The following is a 23,238-nucleotide window of genomic DNA, read 5'->3' as shown; positions in this document are numbered from 1 at the left end:
TCAAATAAATAAACATTATGAAAGGCATTGTATTAGCAGGCGGATCAGGTACCAGGCTTTATCCTATCACCAAAGGAGTCAGTAAACAGCTTTTGCCCATTTTTGATAAACCAATGGTTTATTATCCTGTTTCCGTTCTCATGCTGGCAGGGATTCGCGATATACTTATTATTTCCACACCGGATGACCTTCCGGGATTTAAGCGCCTACTAGGTAATGGCACAAATTATGGTGTTCGCTTTTCCTATGCTGAACAGCCCTCTCCAGATGGCTTGGCACAAGCTTTTATCATAGGAAAAGACTTTATTGGCGATGATTCCGCCTGTTTGGTATTAGGTGATAATATTTTTTACGGCAATGGCTTGGGAGATCTTCTTAAAGAAGCTGTCCATACAGCCGAAAATCAAGGAAAGGCAACAGTTTTTGGATACTGGGTTGCTGACCCGGAGCGCTATGGAGTTGCTGAATTTGACTCGGATGGCAATTGCATTTCCATTGAAGAGAAGCCTCAACATCCAAAATCAAATCATGCCGTTGTTGGTCTTTATTTTTATCCCAATCAAGTTGTTGAAATCGCGTCTACGATCAAACCATCTGATCGAGGGGAATTGGAAATTACAACTGTCAATCAGGAATTCCTTGATCGCGGAGAATTGAAAGTTCAAACACTGGGCCGGGGATTTGCCTGGCTGGATACCGGTACCCATGATTCCTTGAGCGAAGCCTCCACCTTTGTTGAAGTGATTGAAAAGCGACAGGGGCTTAAAATTGCCTGTTTGGAAGGCATCGCCTATCAAAATGGCTGGATTAACGAAGACCAACTTCGTGAACTTGCTTCTCCCATGCTGAAAAACAGCTACGGACAATACCTGCTCCATTTGACTCAAAAGGAGGCTGTACGATGAATATTATTGAAACGGCCATTCCTGGTGTCGTTATTCTTGAGCCTCGTGTCTTTGGCGACTCTCGTGGATATTTCATGGAATCATTTTCCAGGAAGATCTTTATAGAGCAGGTTTGCAAGACAGAGTTTATTCAGGATAACGAATCCAAATCGACTTATGGCGTTGTACGCGGATTACATTACCAAAAGACTCCTTATGCACAAAGCAAATTGGTGCGTGTTGTCAAAGGCCGGGTTTTGGATGTTGCTGTGGATATTCGTCGGGGTTCTTCAACGTTCGGGAAACATGTTGCGGTGGAATTAACAGAAGATAATCATCTTCAGCTTTTTATTCCCCGCGGGTTTGCCCATGGCTTTGCCGTTTTGAGTGACGAAGCCATTTTCCAATACAAGTGTGACAATTACTATGCTCCGGAAAGCGAAGGCGGTATTGCCTGGAATGATCCTGCACTGGGTATCAACTGGGGGCTTCCGGACGAACATGTTCTCGTCTCCGATAAAGATCGCGATCGTCTTTCTCTTGCAAAGAGCCCTGCCGATTTCAATATCAACAATTCGCTTTATTAAGAAACGATGAAAATTCTTGTTACTGGAGCCAATGGACAATTGGGAAACGAAATGAAGCGGATCTCCCGTGAAAACCCCAATGGAAATGAGTATGTTCTCACAGATATTAACGAACTTGATATCACGCAACTCAATCAAATTCGCCACTTTATAACCCAACATCATATTGAGGCCATTGTCAATTGTGCTGCCTACACAAATGTTGACCGGGCAGAAGACGATGAAGCCCTTGCAGACCTGATCAACAGACAGGCGGTTGAGAACCTTGCCCTCGCTGCACGTGAACAGAATGCCCTGCTCATTCATATTTCTACGGACTACGTTTTCGGAGGTCATTCCAACACCCCGTTTGGTGAAGATGCCCCGACAAATCCCCTGGGCGTTTATGGCCGGACAAAACTGGCAGGCGAACAAGCGATCCAGCAATCCGGGTGTCGCCATATCATCATCCGAACAGCATGGCTTTACTCCATTCACGGGAACAACTTTGTTAAAACCATGCGGCGATTAATGGCTGAACGAGACCATCTCAATGTTGTGTTCGATCAGGTGGGGACGCCTACTTATGCGGGCGATCTTGCTGATGCCATTGCCCACATCCTGTCCTCCCCCGTTTCATCTGCACACGAAGGCATTTATCACTATACGAACGAGGGTGTATGTTCATGGTACGACTTTGCTGTGGCCATTGCAGAATTATCCGGACTCTCCTGTTCCATTCATCCCTGCCACAGCAATGAATTCCCCTGTAAGGTTGAACGCCCCTCTTTCTCGGTTTTAGACAAAGCTAAAATTCGCAACAACTTTTCTTTAACCATCCCCTATTGGCGCCACAGCCTCTCCTCCTGCATATCTCAACTCAACAACATCGCTACCGTACAATGAACGCCAAACGTACCATACTCATTACTGGCGGAGCTGGATTTATTGGCTCCCACGTCGTTCGACTTTTCGTCAACAAATATCCGGAATACCGCATCATCAATGTGGATAAACTCACCTATGCCGGGAACCTGGCCAACCTTGAGGATCTGAAAGATGCTCCCAACCACGTGTTCGTGAAAGCCGACATCTGCGACTATGATCGCATGAAGGCCCTCATGGAGGAATACGATGTCGACGGCATCATTCACCTCGCCGCGGAAAGCCATGTGGACCGCTCCATTCGCGATCCCTTCACTTTTGCCCGCACCAACGTTATGGGAACCCTGAGTCTGCTGCAGGCCGCCAGGCTCTGCTGGGAAGTCCGTCCGGAAGGATATGAAGGCAAGCGTTTTTACCACATTTCGACGGATGAAGTGTACGGCGCCCTGGAACTCACGTGCCCGGAAGGCATGGATTCCCCCTTTACTACTACGGCATCCTCAGCGGAACATCATCATGCCTACGGGGAAGATTTCTTTCTGGAAAGCACCAAATACGATCCGCACAGTCCGTACAGCGCGTCCAAGGCTTCCAGCGATCACTTTGTGCGCGCTTACCACGACACCTACGGCATGCCGACCATTGTCACGAATTGCTCGAACAACTACGGCCCGTACCAATTCCCGGAAAAACTCATTCCGCTCTTCATCAACAATATCCGCCAAGGCAAGCCTCTCCCCGTGTACGGGAAGGGAGAAAACGTGCGCGACTGGCTCTATGTCGAGGATCACGCCCGGGCCATCGATCTCATCTTCCACCAAGGAAAGGTCGCAGAGACTTACAACATCGGCGGCTTCAACGAATGGAAGAACATCGACATCATCAAGGTCATTATCGCCACGGTGGACCGACTCCTCGGCAACCCGGAAGGACATTCCCTGCCTCTCATTACTTACATAACAGACCGTGCCGGGCATGATCTCCGCTATGCCATCGACAGCCGCAAACTTCAGGCTGAACTCGGCTGGGAACCCTCCCTCCAGTTCGAAGAAGGCATCGAAAAAACCGTCCTCTGGTACCTCGACCACCAGGACTGGATGGATCACATCACCTCCGGAGAATACGTGAAGTATTACGAAGAAATGTATATAAATAGATAATCTCGGCATGATAAATCCTGTTACAGAGCCACGAGTCATTGATCTCCCCAAATTTGTGGATCGAAGAGGTAATCTCTCCTTTATTGAAGAGGAGAATCACATTCCTTTTCAGATTGCTCGCAGTTATTGGATCTACGATGTTCCAGGAGGAGGAAAACGTGGCGGGCACGCATACAAGGAGAATGAAGAATTTATAGTAGCTCTTTCTGGAAGTTTCGATGTCGCATTGGATAACGGTACAAATCGGAGAATATATTCCCTGAATCGTTCCTATTACGGCCTTTATATCCCTCGTGGTTATTGGCGTGAATTGGAAAATTTTTCTACTAATTCCTTGGCTCTTGTTCTGGCTTCTATCCCTTATGATCCTAAGGATTATGTATTCACTATGATGATTTCAAAAGGAGCATTCAATGAAAAGAACTAGCGTGTACGATTGTTCCATGATTGAACTCGACAAGCACCACCACGAGTCAGGCAACATTACTGTGGTGGAGAATAATGAAACTGTGCCTTTTGCCGTCAAACGTATCTATTATCTTTATGATGTTCCAGGAGGCGAAAGCCGGGGCGGACATGCGCATAAAGCCTTACACCAACTTTTGATTGCTGCTAGCGGCAGTTTTACTGTTACCCTGGACGATGGACGCGTCAGGAGGACGTTTCTACTGAATCGCCCTTATCAAGGTTTACTCATTGTACCCGGTATCTGGAGAACGCTGGATGATTTTTCATCCGGATCCGTCTGTCTCGTACTGGCTTCCCATCGTTATGATCCGGAGGATTATATTTACGATTATCAAGAATTCAGGGAGGTGAAAAATGGCTAGGATTCATCCATTATCTGACGTTCAAACATCATCCATAGGTGAAAATACGAGTATTTGGCAATTTTGTGTCGTGTTGTCTCATGCTCGCATCGGGAGTTATTGCAACATCTGTGCACACGTTTTAATAGAAAACGATGTCCTTATTGGCGATCGAGTAACAATCAAATCTGGCGTTCAGTTATGGGATGGTATTACGATTGAGGACGATGTCTTTATTGGTCCCAATGTGACATTTACCAACGATTTGGTTCCTCGTTCCAAACATTATCCAGATTCATTTGCTCAAACCCATGTTAAAAAAGGAGCATCCATTGGAGCTAATGCGACCATCCTTGCAGGGCATACTATTGGTTCATATGCTCTCATTGGAGCAGGTAGCGTCGTGACGAAAGATATTCCTCCCAACACAGTATGGTACGGCAACCCTGCTTCCATGCGGGGATACGTGACAAATGAAGGAATTCTACTGGATCTTAACAAAAAAGATAAACAAGGGAATTTACACAATTTAAACAACAATGATTAAGTTTTTAGATTTACAAAAAATAACGCAATCTCATGCGAAGGAAATTCATGCGGCCATTCAAAGAGTGATTGATTCCGGCTGGTATCTGCAAGGTGAGGAAAACGCCAGGCTTGAGAAAGCCTACGCCGAATATATCGGAACCCAACACTGCGTTGGTTGCGCGAATGGGCTTGACGCACTTATCTGGATCTTCCGTGCATATATTGAAATGGGGATCATGAGTCCGGGGGACGAGGTAATTGTCCCCGCAAACACCTACATTGCCTCCATTCTTGCTTTGACGGAAAATGGATTAAAGCCTGTATTAATTGAACCAAGTCTGGAAACATACCAAATCAATGACTCTTTGATTGAAGCAGCCATTACAAAACGGACGAAGGCAATCTTGATTGTCCATCTCTATGGTCAATGCTCCTATACAAAGAAAATAGGAGACATATGCCGCAAGCATGGGCTCAAACTTGTAGAAGACAACGCACAAGCCCATGGATGCCTTTATCTCGGCAAGAAAACCGGCTCTCTGGGGGATGCGGCAGGACATAGCTTTTACCCCGGGAAAAACCTGGGAGCATTAGGAGATGCCGGGGCAATAACGACAAATGATGCAGAACTCTCCTCCGTCGTTCGTTCCCTGGGGAATTATGGATCTACCCAAAAGTACGTATTCAAATATCAGGGAAGGAACAGCAGGTTAGACGAAATTCAAGCGGCTGTGTTGAGGGTAAAACTTGCGCATTTGAATGAAGAAATAATTCAACGTCAAAAAATTGCCCGTTACTACATAGATCATATCACCAATCCAGCTATTATATTGCCCAATGTCAATGATTGGACGGCACACGTTTTCCATCTATTCCCCATCCGTTGTAAGCAGCGGGACGAGTTGCAGGCCTTTTTGATAGAAGCCGGCATTCAGACCCTGATTCATTATCCGATTCCTCCCCACAAGCAGGAGTGCTACAAGGACTGGAATCATCTTACTTTCCCAATCACTGAGCAAATTCATCAAGAAGAGCTCAGTTTACCAATTAGCCCGGTTATGAATTTGGAGGAAGCAGGAAAAATTGTAGACGTGTTGAACCATTTCTTTTGAATGATGAAAATATCAGTTGTTATTCCCTGCTACAATGTAGAACTGCATATTCGTAAATGTTTAGATTCTATTCTTGCGCAAACTTATACTGATTTTGAGGTTATTTGCGTTGATGATAGATCGACTGATTCGTCATTGTCAATTCTTCAGAAATATAAGAAAAAAGATGATCGCATTAGAATTTTTCAACTACCTATAAATAGTGGTTCAGCAAAATACCCAAGAGATTATGCAGTTCAGCAATCGTATGCTCCATGGATTTGTGCCGTAGATGCAGATGATTATATTCCCAAGGATTATTTGGAAAAGCTAATAATAAGACAGGATGTTACTCATGCACAGGTAATATTATCCAAAATGTTATTTTTCAATGATAGTAATCCAAAACTCCTAACCATACCGGCAGATGAATTCGATTTTGATCAAATATTATCAGGTAGAGAGGCTGTTATGCTTACGATAAATGGGTGGAAAATTGGTGCAGCTGGCGCTTTAGTTAGCAAGAAAATTTGGGTAAATCAATACAAATTTCTTAATCAAAAATTCACACATATGAATGCTGATGAATTTGCTACTCGTGAGATTCTTGTGAACTCAAGTCGTGTCGCCTTTTCTGATGCAGTCTATTATTATCGAAAGCATGAAGATTCTATAACAGCCAACTCTTGCCGGGTATTCGAAATGCTTATTACAGATAGGGCATTGATTCAACTGTTCAAAGAAAAATTTGGAAAAGCATCTCGTGAATATAAAATTGCCATTACTCACTATATCTCATCAATTGCTTCTCTCACAAAATATTACAATTCGATAGAAAAACCTACTGAATTAACATATAACACACTCCGATCGCATTACAATTTATTGTCAATAAATCATATTATTGCTTCCACTGCATCATGGCGAAGAAAATTAGTCATGTTGCTTCCTTTTTATTTCTATCGCATATTGATGAAGTAAGAGAATGAACGATTCTTCTCAAGAATCATACCGTCAGGTATTTAAGGCGACCTCTATTTTCGGGGGGACGCAGGTCTTCAATATTGCCATAGGACTGGTGCGTTCCAAATTGGCAGCTTCCTTGATTGGGACAGCAGGATATGGCATCAATAGTCTGCTATCTGCTCCTCTTGGTTTAATCGGTAGCTTGACGGGATTGGGAATTGGGTTTAGCGCAATTCGCAATATTGCAACGACACATGCGGAAGGAGATCAGGAACAGTTTGCTAGAACGGTCAAAACATTACGGCGTTGGGTCTGGGTAACTGGATTGCTGGGAATGCTGGTTACAATTTGCCTTGCCTCAAGTCTCAGTCGATCCAGTTTTGGAAATGAGGATTACACATGGGCATTTGTTGCATTATCAATTACCTTTCTATTGGGTGCCGTCAGTAGCGGGCAATCGGCTGTGCTCTATGGAACAAGAAGAATCAAGGATACGGCTCGCTCCGTCATGATAGGCGGTGTTTTGGGTGCGTTAACTTCCATTCCATTGTATTACTTCTACGGACTTAAGGGGATTGTACCCGCAATTATTGCAGCATCATGTACATCTTTGTTGCTATCCTGGTATTTTGCCAGACGAGTCCCAGTTAAGGCTGTAGACGTGAGCTATAGCGAGTCTTTTCGTGAAGGCCTCTCTTTTGCCAAAATGGGCTTTATGATGACTTTGAGCGGACTTATGGGTAGTGCCGTGGCATACGGACTGAGTGCATTTATCTCCCATATGGGAGGTGTTTCTGAAGTTGGTTTGTACAATTCCGGATGGAGTATTACAGAACGATATGTCGGCATGGTATTTGCAGCTATGGCAGCGGATTATTATCCTCGATTGTCATCTGTCAGTGGCGATAGGACGAAAGTATCCGACATGGTCAATCAGCAGGCAGAAATTGGAATCTTAATTGTTGGTCCCATCATGTTACTCTACCTTCTGAGCTTGCCCATCCTGATTCCATTACTCTACACGAGTGAATTCCTCGGAGTCATTCCCTTTACTCAATGGGTGGTGATCGGCATGCTGTTGAAGGTAATTGGCTGGAGTCTGGGATTTATTGCACTAGCTCAAGGCAAATCGGCTTTGTATTTTAGGCTCGAATTAGTGGGAACAGTGATTCAAACACTCTCGATTATGGGAGGGTATACTATATGGGGACTGGAAGGCGTGGGCGTTGCTTTTGTGATATCATATGTTCTATATGTCACATATATGGTTATTTTTTATATAAAAACCCAGTCATTTTCTATTTCCAAACAACTTTTCCTTTTATTCACAGGAATGCAGTTGCTATGCATACTTGCCTTTCTCTCTGTAAAATTTCTACCAAATTTCTATGGATATACTGTCTGCCTCTTATTGCTTATTATTTCAATTTTACTTTCCGCACATGAATTAAACAAGCGGATTGAATTTATGAATATTTATCAAAAATTTAAAAAACGTTTCCGCAGAAAAAAATAATCCATGGTTTTTCTTAGTATTTACTGATGGAATTATTTTACATATACACCCCCATCAATAATATTGGAAGTGTAAATTATTAAAATCGAGCAATGAATAATAAACAGGCCATACTTATAACAGCATATCAAGAATTTGTAAGAGTTGTGGAAATATGTAAAATTTTCCAGCATCCTCAATTTGTTATATATATACATATTGACAAAAAGTCATTTGTTCCAGCAGAAATAAAACAAAAACTTTCTTCATTTAGCAATGTAATATTGTTGGACAATAGATGGAAAACAAATTGGGGCGGGTTAAATTTATCAAAGGCTATTTTACAAATGATGATCGAATGCTTAAAAGATGAGGATGTTTTTTATTCGCATGTGATTGATGAATCTAGTTTTCCCATAAAAAATATAGAACATTTCATTTATTACGTTGGCAAACATAAAAACAATCAAATGATCGATATATATCAATCATCAAATAATTGGGAAATGCACCGAAGGATGAACTATTATCATTTTTGCGATATTTTTAATTTGAAAAAACGATACCAAAAAACAATATATCACTATATATTAAAAATACAATATGCCATAAACATACGTAGGAAGAAAGCTTCTTTTGACTTATACAAGGGAGAATCAACTTTTTCACTAAACCGTGATTGCATGGATTATGTTATTAAATACATACATAGTCATCCCAAATTTATCTCTAGATTTAAGTATACTTTTGCTGCTGATGAAGAAATTTTTGCGAGTATCGTTGCTAATTCGCCCTTTAGAAATTCGATTATAGATAATCATCGGTATATAGATTGGAATGGTTTCAGGAATGGCAATATACCGGCTATCCTTGATGAAAGTGACTATGAAAATATAAAAGAAAGCACTGCTCTTTTTGCTAGAAAATTTAGAAATCAGCACTCACTATCTCTCCAAAATAAAATTTTCGATTCATTATTAAAAATATTTTAATAACAATGACCTCAAACATCAAATATATTTGCAACTTATATTGAATCCGAAATAATAAAATATCGAACCATGCAAATAAACAAAAAACGCATATTATGGTTTTCGGTAACCCCGTCCATGTTTGCACCCTCCACCGTTTCTCACAACGGCGGGGGGTGGGTGGCGTCTTTGGAAGGCATTGTGCGAACATTGCCCGATGTTGAACTCGGCATTGCATTCGAACTAGGTGGATGTAATTTCAAATATGAGCAAACCGGAGTTTGCTATTATCCCCTGTCTTGTCTGAGACCATCTCGGGTAGCACGTTTGTTCGGGAAATGCAACATCGAGGAAAGAAAGGAGCAATACCTCCGAGTAATTGACGATTTCAAGCCGGATCTGATTCAGATTTTCGGTAGCGAGAACGATTTCGGAATCATTTGTTCTCTGACCGACATTCCCGTCATCATTCACATGCAGGGATGTCTGCCGCCTTGTCACAATGCGCTGTTTCCTGTAGGGATGAATTCCAAGGATTTCCTGTTTTGCGGAGGTTTGAGTTTATGTCGTCGCTGGATGGGATTGCGTTCGGAATCAACGTTTCGCAAACAAGCGGAACGGGAAATCACAACGATTCAGTCATGCCGTTATTTTCTCGGAAGAACAGAGTGGGACAAAGCCTTGGTCAAACTCTTTAATCCCCAGGCCTGTTACTTCCACAGCGAGGAAGCTTTGCGTCCATCCTTTTTCCAGAGTGACAAATTGTGGGGGATGTTTGATCTCAAGAGTGAAAAGGTACGCATTGTCAGTGTCATTTCTAACCCGTGGTACAAGGGGCTGGATCTCATTTTGAAAACAGCCGAACTATTGCGCCGTTTTGCACCATTTCGCGTAGAGTGGAATGTCTACGGGGTGAATGATATCGTTCCTTTCTTTGAAAGAAAATACGGGATTCGAGCCTCAGAAGTGGGAGTATATCCCATGGGATCCGTTTCTCAGGATGTTCTCGTGGAGGCTCTATGCCATGCTCATTGTTTCGTTGCCCCGAGTTATATAGACAATAGTCCCAACAGCGTGTGCGAAGCCCAACTGTTGGGCTTGCCTGTGCTGGCCACCAATGTAGGAGGGGTATCCTCTCTGGTAAAGGATGGTGAAACGGGAATCCTTGTTCCAGCAAATGATCCCTACATACTGGCTTCTCACATTGTCGCTTTGCAGGCAGACCCCGGGCGCGCCCGATCACTGGGGCATGCCGCCCGTGAACAAGCTCTTGCCCGGCACAATCCGGAAAGCATCGGTCAGACCCTGCTTTCCGTTTACAAAAAGGTGGTGCGCCATGCGTAAATGGATTGTTGCCAGCATTGCTCTGATCGGAAACCTGTGTGGTCGAGTGGGCCGTTTCTGGCCAGCTCGTCTCCAATACCTCGGTTACCTGTTTAGTCGTCACCGAATCACTGCCCGGCACAAACATCGCTTCCAATGTTTTGGCAAACGTTCGTTGCTGGCACAGGGAGTGTCTCTGCTGACCCCTCGTTACATTTCTATCGGACGAGACGTGTCTGTCATGCGGCACTGTGTGTTGGAAACCTGTCCGTCGAACGGTTTGAGCCCCCTCCTTGTCATTGCTGACGGTGTTTCTTTGGGAGAATACTCCCATGTGACATGTGCCCGCCACATCGAAATCGGAGAAGGTGTTCTTACCGGGCGTTTTGTTCTGATTACGGACAACGGACATGGTTCATCAATCCCGGAGGAATGCGATCTCCCTCCGTTGCAGCGTCCCGTACATTCTCCCGGTCCAGTCATTATCGAACGCCATGTCTGGATAGGGGATAAGGTGACCATCCTTCCCAACGTCCGTGTCGGGGAAAGCGCCATTCTTGCCGCCAATGCGGTGGTAACCAAAAACGTGCCTCCATTTTCCATCGTTGCAGGTTGCCCGGCCAAAGTAGTCAAATACATTCAACATGAACAATAAAGACATTAAAGTTATTCCCGTTTATCTTCCCCAGTTTCACACCATCCCCGAAAACGATGAATGGTGGGGAAAAGGGTTTACCGAGTGGTCCAATGTGCGGGAGGCCAAAGCCTTGTTTCCCGGGCACAACCAACCCAGGGTACCACTTAACAGCAACTATTATGATTTGAGCGATGTGGAAACCCTTAAATGGCAGTGTGAGTTGGCAAAGAAACATGGCATCTACGGATTTTGCATGTACCATTACTGGTTTAACGGTCATCTCTTGCTGGAGAAACCAATGGAAATGCTCCTGGCTCACCCGGAGATTGACATCAAATACTGTATTTCATGGGCAAATCACGACTGGACAGACGCATGGAAGGCCAAGGATCGTGCTCCGCGTGTCTTAATTGCTCATGATTTTGACGACGAACAGGACTGGGTGAACCACTTCCAGTACATGCTCCCCTTCTTCAAGGATCCCCGCTACATGAGGGAAAACAACAAGCCAATCATGGTCATCTACATTCCGAACCTGATCCGCAAATTGCCAAAAATGCTTGCACTCTGGACGATGATGGCCCGAGAAGCCGGCTTGGAGGGGTTGACCTACATTTACCAGAGTGCTTTGTCAAGTTTCGACGATTCATGGGACAAGTCTCTTTTTGACTACGGGGTCGAAATGAATCCGGGATATGCCAACGTGTATTTCCGGAAGAAACAGGCAGGAATCCTCCCTAAACTCATGAAATATTCTCATGAGTTGAAGCGTCTTCTTGGTATTCGTCGTAGTCTGTACTTTCAGAAAAAGGTGAAAGAAGTAGTACAAATCGATTATGACGAAACATGGCAAAAGATTCTTCAATTGCGTTCCCGGACAGATTGCAGAATGATTCCTTGTGCCTTTACCGACTGGGATAACACGCCGCGTCATCGCATGAAAGGTTTTTTGTATTCCGGAGTGACCGTTGAAAAATTCAAACATTATTTTTCCCGGTTGGTGGAGAACACCCGGAAACATTACGACACCGACATGATTTTCGTCTTTGCCTGGAATGAATGGGCAGAAGGCGGATATTTGGAACCAGATGTGAAAAATTGCTATGCGTATTTAGAAGCTATCCGAGAAGTTTTAAAAATGGGGCTTTACATAGAAGATTGAGTATATGGAGCACAAAACAATCGGCATGGAACTATCTCATAAAACTTCAAGGAAGACATGAAACGGCAACCTTACATCGACATCGTTAAGGGATTGTCCATTTGGTGCATCGTTCTGCTGCACTATGAAAATGGCGTTTTCCCCAATTCCTTGAATGTTTTCATCGGCTCCTTCATGATCACAGCCTTTTTCGTGAGTTCCGGGTGGGTGTCCGCTATGCGCCCATCTCAGCGCTCTCTCAAAGAATTGGCGGCTAAACGCTGGCGCCAGCTGGGGATCCCCTACCTTTGGTGGACGGGGATTATCCTGGCTTTTGATCTTCTGCTTTATGTCTTTGGGTATTACTCCCCGTATTTTTTGGAGAGAGAGGCATATAAAGCCATCATGCTGCGTGGGATTGGTACCTTGTGGTTCCTACCGGCGCTTTTCGGAGGGGAACTGATATGGCATAAGCTACGTCGCTGTCGATGGTGGGGAGTAACGCTGGCTTTTCTGGGTACAGTGCTCTACATGCACGTTTATAGTCTCGTTTTTGGAGGCCTGACAGAGACAATTTATAAAATCATCGACGCGCCCTTTAGAACGCTCAGCAATATTCTGATGGCGTGGACCGGCATCGCATTCGGTTATTATGCTTACACAATTCTAGGAAGGAGGATAGAGCACGCGCATCCGACCAGCCTCTTGTTGAGTGGTCTTTTTCTCTGTACAGTAGCTTGGTTCTGCGCAACCTCATGGCCATCTGCTATTGGCTTCCTTTGGCTGTATGCAGCCCCCCTGCTGGGGCCTTTGGGGCTCCTGTTGATGGCAAAAGCTCTCCAATCGTGGAGTCCCCTGTCTTTTTTTGATTGTTGGGGGCGCCACTCTCTCAACCTGATGCTTACCCATTATTCCATCACACTGGTCATTTGTGACATTATCGTTCAGAAGGGTCTGCTGATTCCCTTTAGTGGCAGTATAACACTCATTTGTTTCTTCTGTTCTATTCCAGCCCAATATTTTTTGGTTTTATTTGTCAACAAATACGCACTCTTTACCCTTGGCAAATCATGAATGAAGTTTTAACGACAAAACAGCGCTACATACGGAATATTGCCGCATTCCTTCTCGTGCTGTTCTGCATTCAGTACATCCCTGTTGAAAGCAGGGCCGGGGTAAGCTATGTAAAATTCGCCGCTGCCTGTTCTTGCCCACTGGTATGGCTTGCTTATTCCCAAAAAACAAGCAGGGTGATGATGCTGTCCGCGGGGTATATGTTCTGTGTGATCTTCGCCGCTCTCTGCCACCCGAATACTTTAAGATGGAGCACAATCCTGTATCTAGCTTCCTTTCTGGTGATGTTTTCCACCTTCTATAATCTGATTTATGAAGAGAAAGCTTTTTCATTTGAGTTTTTCACACGTCTCATTACCGGATTGCTTTTAGCCTATTTTATTACCTTGCTGATGCAGCAGGCCTGCCTCTCTGTCGGCATTCGGACATTCCCCCCAATCAACTTGGTACAAATACTTAACCGCAACATAGGATCTAATTCACTGTCCTATGAGCCTTCTTCTGCGGCGCGCATCATGGCCGTGCTATATCTGGCTCTGATGAAAATGCAGGAGATCCGCCTTCGTCGCAAAATTCGTATTGCGGACATGTGGCGGGATTACAAATGGCCGACGCTAGCCTTCCTATGGTCCATGCTGACCATGGGGAGCGGTACAGCCTTTGTGGCCTTGGGCATTCTCAGTCTCTACTTCATTCAGAAACGTTACCTCCTGACGGTAGTGCCTCTGCTGGTTATGTTCGTCATGATCATTCCCTACATTGACTTTGAACCTTTGCAGAGAGCTTACAACGTCCTAGGCGGCTTCCTGACGGGAGATGAACAGGCTGTTCAGAAAGATACGAGCGCTGCAGTACGGGTTCAGCCCCTCATCAATACTTTCATGCGTCTGGATTTAACTCAATGGGAAACATGGCTGGGTCATGGTTGTGATTTTACGGTTTCTCAGAGTGACTATTTTGAACGTTTAAAAGTTTCTACTATCGGGGGAATCAATGAGTACGGCTTACTAAGCTTTTTAATCATGCAACTTATTATATTCAAATGCGTGATCAGGCGCTTCGTTTCTCTGGAAACAGTAATATGGTTCAGTTTGTTTGGTATGTCCTTCGGAAACATCCCTTACACATGGGGCGCCATGATGGTTTTTGCAACCGTGAGTTATTTCCAATCTCTGCGCAAAAACGCCAGCTTAATATCTGAATTAAAATAAAGAAAATGAAGATAAAAAATAACAAAGAAATTGCCATTCTGATGGCAACATACAATGGAGGGAAATATTTGAGAGAACAGATAGACAGTCTCATCAACCAGACTTTTACGGACTGGATGCTTTATATTCAAGATGACGGGTCAAAGGATGATACGCTGGAAATTATTCGAAGTTATTCAGATCCGCGCATTATCTGTGTGGATGTGGGGCTGACCCGACAGGGTTCAGGGATGAATTTCATGACTCTACTGAATATGGTGGAATCCGATTACTATATGTTCTGCGACCAGGATGACGTATGGTTTAAAGATAAGATCGAAAAAAGCTATTCTCGAATGAAGGAGGAAGAACAGCAACATTCTTCCAATACCCCGATTATTGTGCATACCAGCCGTACCTTCACGGATGCGGATCTGAACGTCACACTTGAGTCTGAATTTAACCCAAATCGGCGATCCGATGAAGTCGTGAAGAAAAAAATCAATGCGCTGAAGCATCCCACAATTCTTGCTATCTATACCATTGTAGGAGGCGGTTGCACTATGATGCTAAATCATCAGGTAAAAAAACTGGTATTTCCCTACATTCACGTTCGCATACACGATTCTTTTTGCGCTATAGCAGTAGCTAATGCTGGTGGTATCATTTCCTCCATTATGGAACCGACGATGTACTATAGACTACACGGGAATAATACGTGCGGCGTTGATAAAAGCAGTTTGTTTAAGAAGATTTTGTATCTATCGGATTCGTATAAACGAAACATCCGCGGATATTATATGTGGAAAATATATAATACGGGGGGGGGGGGGATAATAAAATTCATGTATTATCGAATTAAGTATTTTTTACTTTTAAGATTATATTAATAAAAATATATTAGTGATATTAATTTCATCTTACTATTTTAATAATAAACCAATTATATAAAATATTTACCAAAATATCATTTTATAAACGCACGTAGTTTATTAAACAAAAAAGAAAACAAAATCATAAAGTATTCTATCACTAGTTCATAATAAATTCATAAAATTATTACCATTATATATAATTCATCAATAGAAAAAAATATGTAAGCTAAAATGAGTAATTTAACCCTAGCCGTCTGCATGTATAATGCAGAGCGTTACATTGAAGAAACCCTTCGTAGTATCATGGTACAGACAATGCAGGATTTTGATCTGCTCATCGTCAACGATTGTAGTACGGATAAAAGCGTAGAAGTGGTAAAACGCTTCTTCCTGGAATATCCCCGTCAATATGAATTAGTCAACTTCGAGGTAAACCGGGGACTTAGCGCAGGACGGCGGTATGTGGAAGAACATGTTTCTACCCGTTACATTCTCTTTGTAGATGCAGATGACTGCCCCCATCCGACACTGGTGGAAAAGCTGTACGGTAAAATAACTTCGGATACCGAACTGATGGCTGTGGGCTGCCATCTGGAGTACATGGATAATGAAGGTCAAAAGATGCAAGGAGGTATTTACCTGGGGGAAACAACCAAAGAAGGTTTTTATGAGAAAGCGGCAAAAGAAAAACTGATCTTTATGCAGCCCACTGCTATTTATGACCGTGAACTGGCCTTGCGAGTGGGCGGACACAACGTAACGGGCTTTCCGGAAGGGAAGCCTCGCTACCAGGACTTGTGTGAAGATCTCGATCTGTGGACGCGCATGAGCGATCTCTATGTTGAGGGGAAGGCCATTGTCGTGGTTCCAGAACAACTCTGCCGCTACCGGAAGCATGAATCAGCCATGTCCTCCAATTCTTTGGGGATGCTGTTGCGCATGCGTCACATCAAAACGAATCTCAAGCGCCGCCGCAGGGGGGAGCCGGAGTTAAGTTTCATTGACTTCCGCTCCCAAATGGCGAAGGGAGAGTACCGCAAGCTGGAAAAAGAGGCCCGTGCGGCGGATTCCCTGCGCCGCGCCTATTATTTACTGCGTTCCCGTCACTGGGCTACGGGAGTAAAGAGCTTCCTGACTTCCATCTGCTCCAATCCCGGCTACATTGCGGATAAAATAAAACATAACTTTTTGAAACATAAATGAAGACTTCCTCTGAACTATTAACTTCCTTATTCGTTCTTCTGAATGATCGGGCGGAGTATGCCGTACTGCGCAATTTTGAAGGATTGCCGGCCCGTAATCCGAGCAGGGATGTGGACATCATTCTGGAACCTGCCACCTATAAACAGCTGAAACGCGCCATGCTGGAATTGGTCGAGTCCTCCGGATGGAAGATCGTTACCTACCTTAAAAGTGATCGTCTGATTACCTGGGTCTGTGGCGGGGTGGATTCAGCATGCCGTGCAGAATTGGTTCAGCTTGACTTCTTCTTTGATACATCCGTGTTCGGCATCCGTCTCTTGAGCGCGGCAAAGCTACTTAAAGGCAGGGTATTCAACGGAGCAATCCACCATGTGGATAAAGAAAGCGAATTCCTGGACAAATATGTTTATGATCGCGCGGTAGGCGCCTCCTATCCGGAGAAGTATGCCGCCATCCGCGCAGCGGCGGAATCTTCTGACCGCGTAAAAGCCACGCTCAGCGAACTCTTCGGCGTAGCCGATGCGAAAGCCTGTGACAAATGCAACGGCAGAACGCTGTTGCTGCGCGCCCTGATAAGCAACATGGTCCGCCACCCATTTTCTACCCCGTTGCGATTCTTCCGATTTGAGTATTACCGCTTGCTTAACTACATCCGCTCAAACACGGGATTCAGCATCGGCTTTACGGGTCCGGACGGCTCAGGAAAAACGACGGTCATTGATCTGCTGCTGAAGAAACTGGGGAATGTATTTCGCACGGCGCATGTTTATTATCATTTCCGTCCTGCCCTTTTCGGGAATCTGGGGGAAGTGGCCCATTCCGCCGGCATCAAAAAAGAGGTGGACCGCGACTACAACAAGCCTCACCGCGGTGGACGTACGGGAGCTTTGAGTTCTTTGGCGCGCCTGCTGTACTATTCTCTGGATTATGTGCTGGGTTACTTTGTGAAGGTTAAGAGCGTCACCCGTATCACGCGCCTGGTGATTTTTGACCGTTATTTTACGGATATTATCTGCGACAGTCGGCGCAGCCGCATTTACCTGCCTCCGAAGTACCTCTACTGGTTCGGAAAACTCTTCATTCCATCCTTGGATTACAACATCCTGCTCACGGCCAACTCTGACGTCATCTTGGCCCGCAAGCGCGAGCTGGATGAGGATGGCATTCTCTCCATCAATGACCGCATCGACTACCTCTCCTACAAGCCGGGCTACCTCAAGGTACTCAACGAAAGCACGCCCGAGGACGCCGTGAGAACCATTCTGGAACATGTGTTCGCAGAACAGCATCGGAAAAACATTAAAAGGCTTGGATAAATGAATGCGGGCACAATAACGACAGCACCCAAACGGATTGATTTTATTAATCTGGCAAAGACTCTTTCAACCTTAATGGCTCATGTATGTGTGTAAAAGAATAATCCCCTGGTTTGTGACCCAGAAGGATTTCATTAAAAAACCTGATTCAAAATGGCTTCCAAACTGAAAATCTTCGTATCCGCCTATGCCTGTGAACCGGGACTGGGCAGTGAGATTGGCGTGGGCTGGCACTGGGTGCTGGAGATGTCCCGCCACTTTGAGCTATGGGTGCTGACGCGGGAAAGCAACCGCGCAAGCATTGAGCCGTGGATAGCGGAACACCCCGAATATGGAAACATCCACTTCCTCTATTTTGATTTACCCAAATGGGCGCGTTGCTGGAAGCGTGGCCTGCGCGGCGTGCGTACCTATTACAACATCTGGCAGGCTCTGACCAACGGCATCGTCAAGCGCACAATGCGGCGGAATGGTATCACTATTTTCCACCATCTGACCTACGGCAATGTGCTCTGGAAAGTGAGCCGCTACGGTCAGCGACAATTTTTTATTTGGGGTCCCGTGGGAGGCGTGGAAACAATCCCTGCGGAGTACAGTCGCTATTACTCCCGCCATGCCCGCTGGCTGGAACTCCTGCGCCGCACCGTAGTGGCAACCCTGCCTCTGAACCTCGGATTCCGCCTCCGCTGCCGCCATGCCGACCTCATTCTGTGCAAAACGGATCTGCTGAGGCAGCAGTTGCCGACCATAGCCCGGCAACATGCCGTGCTCTTTACGGATGTGGCGGTAGATGAGCAACTTTTCTCATTGTCCATGAACGAGAAAGAGGAAACAGACACTATTGCCGAAAACGGAGAAAACGCGGTTAAGTTCATCACCGTGGGGCGTCTGGATGCATGGCGTGGCTTTGACCTCGTGCTTGAAGCTTTTGCCAAGGCTCAACGCCGGCATGGCAAGTTGCAGCTGACGATTCTGGGCAAGGGCGACGACCGCCAACGACTGGAACGGCTGACGGACAATCTGGGTATTGCCGGACAGGTGGACTTTCCCGGAGCGGTAAGCATGGAGGAGTACCAAAACCGAATGCGGGCAACGGATGTAGTGGTGAACGCCTCTCTGAAAGAGGGTGCGGTAACGGTTTCCTTTGACTCCATGGCACTGGGCAAGCCTCTCATTTGCATTGATACCACAGGATACACGCGTTATTTTTCTTCCGATTATGCGGAATTGATCCAGCGCCGTGGACGAGAGGAAACGATTGCGGACCTGGCGGCGGCCATATTGCGGCTGACGGATGCCGACCTGCGGGCAAAACGCGGTCGCCTTGCCCGGCAGGCGGGGCAGGAATTTGGATGGAAGCAGCGTGGAGAGGAAATTCATACGGTGCTCATGAAGGCATGGGAGCAGTCCGGAAAGGAGGCACTGCCGATGCCTGACGAGCTGCTGTTTTCCGGTATTTTTAGCCAGAGCGAAGAGGGGGAAGCCTTCTATAGCTTTTCCAATGCGGATGGCAAGCGCTGGCTGATGCCAGCGCGCCACATGCGGATGGCGATGCAACTGTACCAGCCGGGAGGGATCAAGGGCAAGCTGTTGAAACAGTTATTCCCCATTCTGCATCATCTGCCGCCTGTAAGAAGAGTGTTGCACGCGAAGCGTCTGCGTCTCGCGTTGCAAGCACGCCCTGCTCAACTACTGAACGGAGTTTTTCCGGGAGGATGCCTGGAATGGGCCGTCTTTTGCGGGACACCCTCCGTACACCGCAAGTACACCCTGCAACTCAGCTGCGGCAAGAAGATCCTTGGTTACTGCAAGCTGACCGGGAGCGATGAAGTGGCTGGGCTTTTCCGGAAAGAAGCCGACCTGTTGCAGGAACTGGCCAAGCGAGGCATGCCGGAATCGAGCCTTCCCCAAGCTTTGTTGTGCGAAAGGACAGAGGAAGAGGGGCCTACCTTGTTTGTACAGAGCACCGTCAAGAGCGAACATTCCCGCATGATTCACACATGGGGGGCGATTCATGAGGATTACCTGAAGCGTCTGCACGAGTGTACGAAGCAATGCCTGCCCTTTGAAAAGACAGACTATGCCTTCACTTTGTCGGAAGGAGAAAAGCACCTCGATTGGGTCCCGAATTTGCCGGGGAAAGAATGTCTGACGGGTATTGTCGAGCGGATCCGGTCTCGTTACGCCGGTCGCCACGTTGAATTTTCCGTTTATCATGCGGACTTCACACCGTGGAATATGTTTGAGGAGGGGGGGCAGCTTTTTGTTTTTGACTGGGAGTATGCCCGGAGGACGTATCCGCCCGGATTGGATCGGTACCATTTTTATACCCAGAGCGCCATTTTTGAACGCCGCCTGGGATTGGAAATCATGTTGGCGGAATTTTCATCCACCCCTCAGATGCTACGTGAAGAATACCTTACCTACCTGCTGGATGTGATATTTCGTTTTGCCATGCGGGAACAGGGGAGAGTCGAAGGAGACATGGCCCACTCCTTCGGCATCTGGTTGAAATTGATCCGGGAATTATCACGATGAACAAACGCATTGCCTGTTTCCATTTGTACAATGACTACAGCGGCAGTCCTTCGGTGTTGCGCGTGGTGCTGGAGGGACTGTTGGCCCAAGGCAGAGAGGTGGATTTATTCACCTCCCGTGGCGGGATACTGGACGAATTGCCGCAAGGGGAAAGATTGTGCCGCATCACGTATCCCTACCGTTTTTCCGTCCGCCCCGTACTTACTCTGTTGTGTTATGCGGCGGTGCAGTGTTACACAGCGTTGTTTGCTCTGCGCTATCTTTTCCGGCGGGATGTGGTGTTTTACATCAATACGATTCTACCCCTGGGACCAGCTTTAGTGGGGAGGCTGATGGGCAAGCGGGTCGTGTACCATTACCACGAGAATGCGTTTGTGAAGGGAGCTTTTTACGGTCTGCTCGCCCGCTGCATGCAGGTACTGGCTACGGATATCGTCTGTGTTTCCGCCTATCAGCGTTCTTTTCTGAAACGGCAGGAGCGGGTGAGTGTTATCCCGAATGCTCTTGCCCCGGCTCTGGCGGAACGTCTGCACCCGGATCCCGAATCATCCTTTGAACGCCCATGTATTCTAATGCCAGGATCCCTGAAGATATACAAGGGTATGCGGGAGTTCTTTGCGTTGGCCGAGAGCTTACCCCAGTTCCACTTTGAACTGGTCGTGAACGACACCCAGGAACACATCGACGAGTTCCTGACCGAACAGGGCATCAGCGTGCCCACAAACCTCACCATGTTCCCCAGGCAGGAGGACATGGCCCCTTTTTATAACTGGGCCTCTCTAGTATTGAACCTGTCCCGTCCGGAACTTTTCATCGAAACATTCGGGCTAACGGCGCTGGAAGCTATGACGGCGGGGGTGCCCGTCATCGTGCCCCCCGTCGGAGGCATTGCGGAAATGGTGGAAGACGGTGTCAACGGATACCACGCGGATTCGCGCGAGGCAGAATTGCTGACGGCACGGGTACGGCAGGTGCTGGAAGACAGAGATCTCTATCTGCGGCTAGCCAGAGGAGCCTTGGCCACGGCGGCACGCTACGATGCCGGACGGATGGTCGATGCCGTGGAAAAGATTATTGACGGAGAATATTCAACCAAGAAACAAGCATGAAAAAAGTCGCTATCATCGGCACGCAGGGAGTTCCTGCGCAATACGGAGGGTTTGAAACACTGGTAGAGAACCTCTTGGGAAAGAATTGCCCGGAAGACGTGGAATACACGGTTTTCTGCAGCAGCAGGGATTACAAGGAAATACGATCCGAGTACAAAGAGGCACACTTGAAGTATGTACCGTTGCGAGCCAACGGCACGCAGAGTATCCCCTACGATATGTGGTCGCTGACCAAGGTACTGGGAAAGGAGTATGACGCCGTGCTGGTACTGGGGGTTTCCGGATGCACGATGTTGCCTCTTTTCCGCGCCTTTTACCGGGGACGTATTATCGTGAACATAGACGGGCTGGAACACCGGCGCGACAAATGGGGTGGATTTGCCCGGTGGTTTCTGCGAGCCTCCGAAGCGGCGGCCGTACGTGCGGCAGACATCGTTGTGGCAGACAACCAAGGCATCGCTGATTACGTGAAAGAAACCTACGGGCTGCAACCTCGTGTGATTGCCTACGGCGGAGATCACGTCGTCCGTAAAGTTGACAGGAAACAACAACACCGGATCTTGACCGACATGGGGTTGATATCCGGAAAGTATGCGCTTTCCGTCTGCCGCATCGAGCCGGAAAACAATTGCCATGTAACCTTGGAAGCTTTTGCCCGAAGCAACCGCACGTTTGTATTTGTGGGCAACTGGGAACGCAGCGCGTACGGACGGGAATTAAAAGTACATTATGCCGACCGCCCGAATCTGATTTGTTGCGATCCCATTTACGACCTGGACGTGTTGTACGCTCTGCGCCGACACTGTTCCCTCTACGTTCACGGTCACAGTGCCGGCGGTACCAACCCCTCTCTGGTGGAAGCCATGCATTTCGGCATTCCCGTCTTCGCCTTTAACGTCGTCTACAACCGGGCAACAACGGCCAACCGGGCACACTATTTCGCTTCCGCAGAAGAACTGCAACAACTTCTGGAATTCACGGATGCTGACTCACTGCAGCTCAATGCGGAGGCCATGCTCGAACTCGCAAACAAAGAATACACCTGGACCCACATTGCCGAGCAGTATGCTGCGTGTTACGAGTGAAGCCGATGGACAGTATGGCCTCATTGACGCTTTTGGTCGGTATGTTCGTTCTGGATTATACGGATTTGTCGGATGCCAAATGGGCGGACAGATATATTCTGAGCGGGTTTGCCAACAAATTTTAACTGCACTTCACATCGAATATTTCTGGGGCAACTAACTATACATCTTTCCTAAGCTATCCCCTGGGCAGATGGAGGAGGCGGAGAGGAGGTTGAGGATTTATGACGGAATGAAGGAACTCCCGGGAATTTCCGGATCCATTGCACAAAAATATCTTGGCGGAGGTTTCGGAGGATATGCGCTTTATATCTTCAAAACAAATGAAGAGCGCGACGCAGCCGTCCGACTTTGTTCTTCGCGCATTAAGGCGGTGGAACCTTATTGCCGCA

Annotated in this window: 22 protein-coding genes; all 22 read left to right on the top strand. The window is 46.6% G+C overall.

The genetic code is table 11. The features are described 5' to 3' along the window. Window positions 1-17: 17 nt before the first annotated feature. Window positions 18-905, top strand: a complete 888-nt coding sequence (gene rfbA / locus QET40_RS10595) for a glucose-1-phosphate thymidylyltransferase RfbA (protein ID WP_280127140.1) — start codon at window positions 18-20, stop codon at window positions 903-905. Further along, window positions 902-1,471, top strand: a complete 570-nt coding sequence (rfbC, locus tag QET40_RS10590; RefSeq protein WP_280127139.1) for a dTDP-4-dehydrorhamnose 3,5-epimerase — start codon at window positions 902-904, stop codon at window positions 1,469-1,471. The genes rfbA and rfbC overlap by 4 nt, the downstream gene beginning before the upstream one ends. A gap of 6 nt (window positions 1,472-1,477) precedes the next feature. Beyond that, complete coding sequence (gene rfbD, locus QET40_RS10585; protein ID WP_280127138.1) at window positions 1,478-2,356, top strand: dTDP-4-dehydrorhamnose reductase; 879 nt, start codon at window positions 1,478-1,480, stop codon at window positions 2,354-2,356. Further along, the gene (gene rfbB / locus QET40_RS10580; protein ID WP_280127137.1) at window positions 2,353-3,495 is read left to right on the top strand and encodes a dTDP-glucose 4,6-dehydratase; all 1,143 of its coding nucleotides are present in this window, start codon (window positions 2,353-2,355) and stop codon (window positions 3,493-3,495) included. Before rfbD ends, rfbB begins: the two co-directional genes overlap by 4 nt. A gap of 7 nt (window positions 3,496-3,502) precedes the next feature. Then, window positions 3,503-3,922, top strand: coding sequence for an FdtA/QdtA family cupin domain-containing protein (locus QET40_RS10575; protein WP_280127136.1), 420 nt, complete (start codon window positions 3,503-3,505; stop codon window positions 3,920-3,922). Further along, entirely contained in the window at window positions 3,909-4,325 is a 417-nt protein-coding gene (locus QET40_RS10570) for an FdtA/QdtA family cupin domain-containing protein (RefSeq protein WP_345783071.1), read from the top strand. The genes QET40_RS10575 and QET40_RS10570 overlap by 14 nt, the downstream gene beginning before the upstream one ends. Further along, window positions 4,318-4,851: an acyltransferase gene (locus QET40_RS10565; RefSeq protein WP_280127134.1), complete on the top strand. Its 534-nt coding sequence runs from the start codon at window positions 4,318-4,320 to the stop codon at window positions 4,849-4,851. The genes QET40_RS10570 and QET40_RS10565 overlap by 8 nt, the downstream gene beginning before the upstream one ends. Further along, window positions 4,844-5,944 (top strand): DegT/DnrJ/EryC1/StrS family aminotransferase, encoded by a 1,101-nt coding sequence (locus QET40_RS10560; RefSeq protein WP_280127133.1) that lies wholly within the window; start codon window positions 4,844-4,846, stop codon window positions 5,942-5,944. The genes QET40_RS10565 and QET40_RS10560 overlap by 8 nt, the downstream gene beginning before the upstream one ends. Then, window positions 5,945-6,904, top strand: coding sequence for a glycosyltransferase family 2 protein (locus tag QET40_RS10555; protein ID WP_280127132.1), 960 nt, complete (start codon window positions 5,945-5,947; stop codon window positions 6,902-6,904). Between the two features lie 4 nt (window positions 6,905-6,908). Next, the gene (locus QET40_RS10550) at window positions 6,909-8,405 is read left to right on the top strand and encodes an O-antigen translocase (RefSeq protein ID WP_280127131.1); all 1,497 of its coding nucleotides are present in this window, start codon (window positions 6,909-6,911) and stop codon (window positions 8,403-8,405) included. Between the two features lie 92 nt (window positions 8,406-8,497). Continuing rightward, window positions 8,498-9,376 (top strand): beta-1,6-N-acetylglucosaminyltransferase, encoded by an 879-nt coding sequence (locus QET40_RS10545; protein WP_280127130.1) that lies wholly within the window; start codon window positions 8,498-8,500, stop codon window positions 9,374-9,376. Between the two features lie 117 nt (window positions 9,377-9,493). Continuing rightward, the gene (locus QET40_RS10540; protein WP_280127129.1) at window positions 9,494-10,699 is read left to right on the top strand and encodes a glycosyltransferase; all 1,206 of its coding nucleotides are present in this window, start codon (window positions 9,494-9,496) and stop codon (window positions 10,697-10,699) included. Next, window positions 10,692-11,333, top strand: a complete 642-nt coding sequence (locus QET40_RS10535) for an acyltransferase (RefSeq protein WP_280127128.1) — start codon at window positions 10,692-10,694, stop codon at window positions 11,331-11,333. Before QET40_RS10540 ends, QET40_RS10535 begins: the two co-directional genes overlap by 8 nt. Beyond that, the gene (locus tag QET40_RS10530; protein ID WP_280127127.1) at window positions 11,323-12,477 is read left to right on the top strand and encodes a glycoside hydrolase family 99-like domain-containing protein; all 1,155 of its coding nucleotides are present in this window, start codon (window positions 11,323-11,325) and stop codon (window positions 12,475-12,477) included. Before QET40_RS10535 ends, QET40_RS10530 begins: the two co-directional genes overlap by 11 nt. A gap of 57 nt (window positions 12,478-12,534) precedes the next feature. Beyond that, the gene (locus QET40_RS10525) at window positions 12,535-13,530 is read left to right on the top strand and encodes an acyltransferase family protein (protein WP_280127126.1); all 996 of its coding nucleotides are present in this window, start codon (window positions 12,535-12,537) and stop codon (window positions 13,528-13,530) included. Next, entirely contained in the window at window positions 13,527-14,741 is a 1,215-nt protein-coding gene (locus QET40_RS10520) for a hypothetical protein (protein WP_280127125.1), read from the top strand. Before QET40_RS10525 ends, QET40_RS10520 begins: the two co-directional genes overlap by 4 nt. A gap of 5 nt (window positions 14,742-14,746) precedes the next feature. Beyond that, entirely contained in the window at window positions 14,747-15,610 is an 864-nt protein-coding gene (locus QET40_RS10515) for a glycosyltransferase (protein ID WP_280127124.1), read from the top strand. 216 nt (window positions 15,611-15,826) lie between these two features. Beyond that, window positions 15,827-16,798 carry a glycosyltransferase family 2 protein gene (locus QET40_RS10510; protein ID WP_280127123.1) on the top strand — a complete coding sequence of 324 codons (972 nt, stop codon included), beginning with the start codon at window positions 15,827-15,829 and terminating at the stop codon, window positions 16,796-16,798. Next, the gene (locus QET40_RS10505; protein ID WP_280127122.1) at window positions 16,795-18,114 is read left to right on the top strand and encodes a hypothetical protein; all 1,320 of its coding nucleotides are present in this window, start codon (window positions 16,795-16,797) and stop codon (window positions 18,112-18,114) included. The genes QET40_RS10510 and QET40_RS10505 overlap by 4 nt, the downstream gene beginning before the upstream one ends. A gap of 153 nt (window positions 18,115-18,267) precedes the next feature. Beyond that, window positions 18,268-20,652 carry a glycosyltransferase gene (locus tag QET40_RS10500; protein WP_280127121.1) on the top strand — a complete coding sequence of 795 codons (2,385 nt, stop codon included), beginning with the start codon at window positions 18,268-18,270 and terminating at the stop codon, window positions 20,650-20,652. Beyond that, window positions 20,649-21,761: a glycosyltransferase family 4 protein gene (locus QET40_RS10495; protein ID WP_280127120.1), complete on the top strand. Its 1,113-nt coding sequence runs from the start codon at window positions 20,649-20,651 to the stop codon at window positions 21,759-21,761. Before QET40_RS10500 ends, QET40_RS10495 begins: the two co-directional genes overlap by 4 nt. Further along, on the top strand, window positions 21,758-22,846 hold the full coding sequence (locus QET40_RS10490) for a DUF1972 domain-containing protein (protein ID WP_280127119.1): 1,089 nt from the start codon (window positions 21,758-21,760) through the stop codon (window positions 22,844-22,846). Before QET40_RS10495 ends, QET40_RS10490 begins: the two co-directional genes overlap by 4 nt. The last annotated feature ends 392 nt before the right edge of the window (window positions 22,847-23,238 follow it).

Source organism: Akkermansia sp. N21169, assembly GCF_029854675.1.
Classification (GTDB): domain Bacteria; phylum Verrucomicrobiota; class Verrucomicrobiia; order Verrucomicrobiales; family Akkermansiaceae; genus Akkermansia.
The sequence above is the reverse complement of the archived record's forward strand: the minus strand, read 5'-3'. Positions and strand labels throughout refer to the sequence as shown.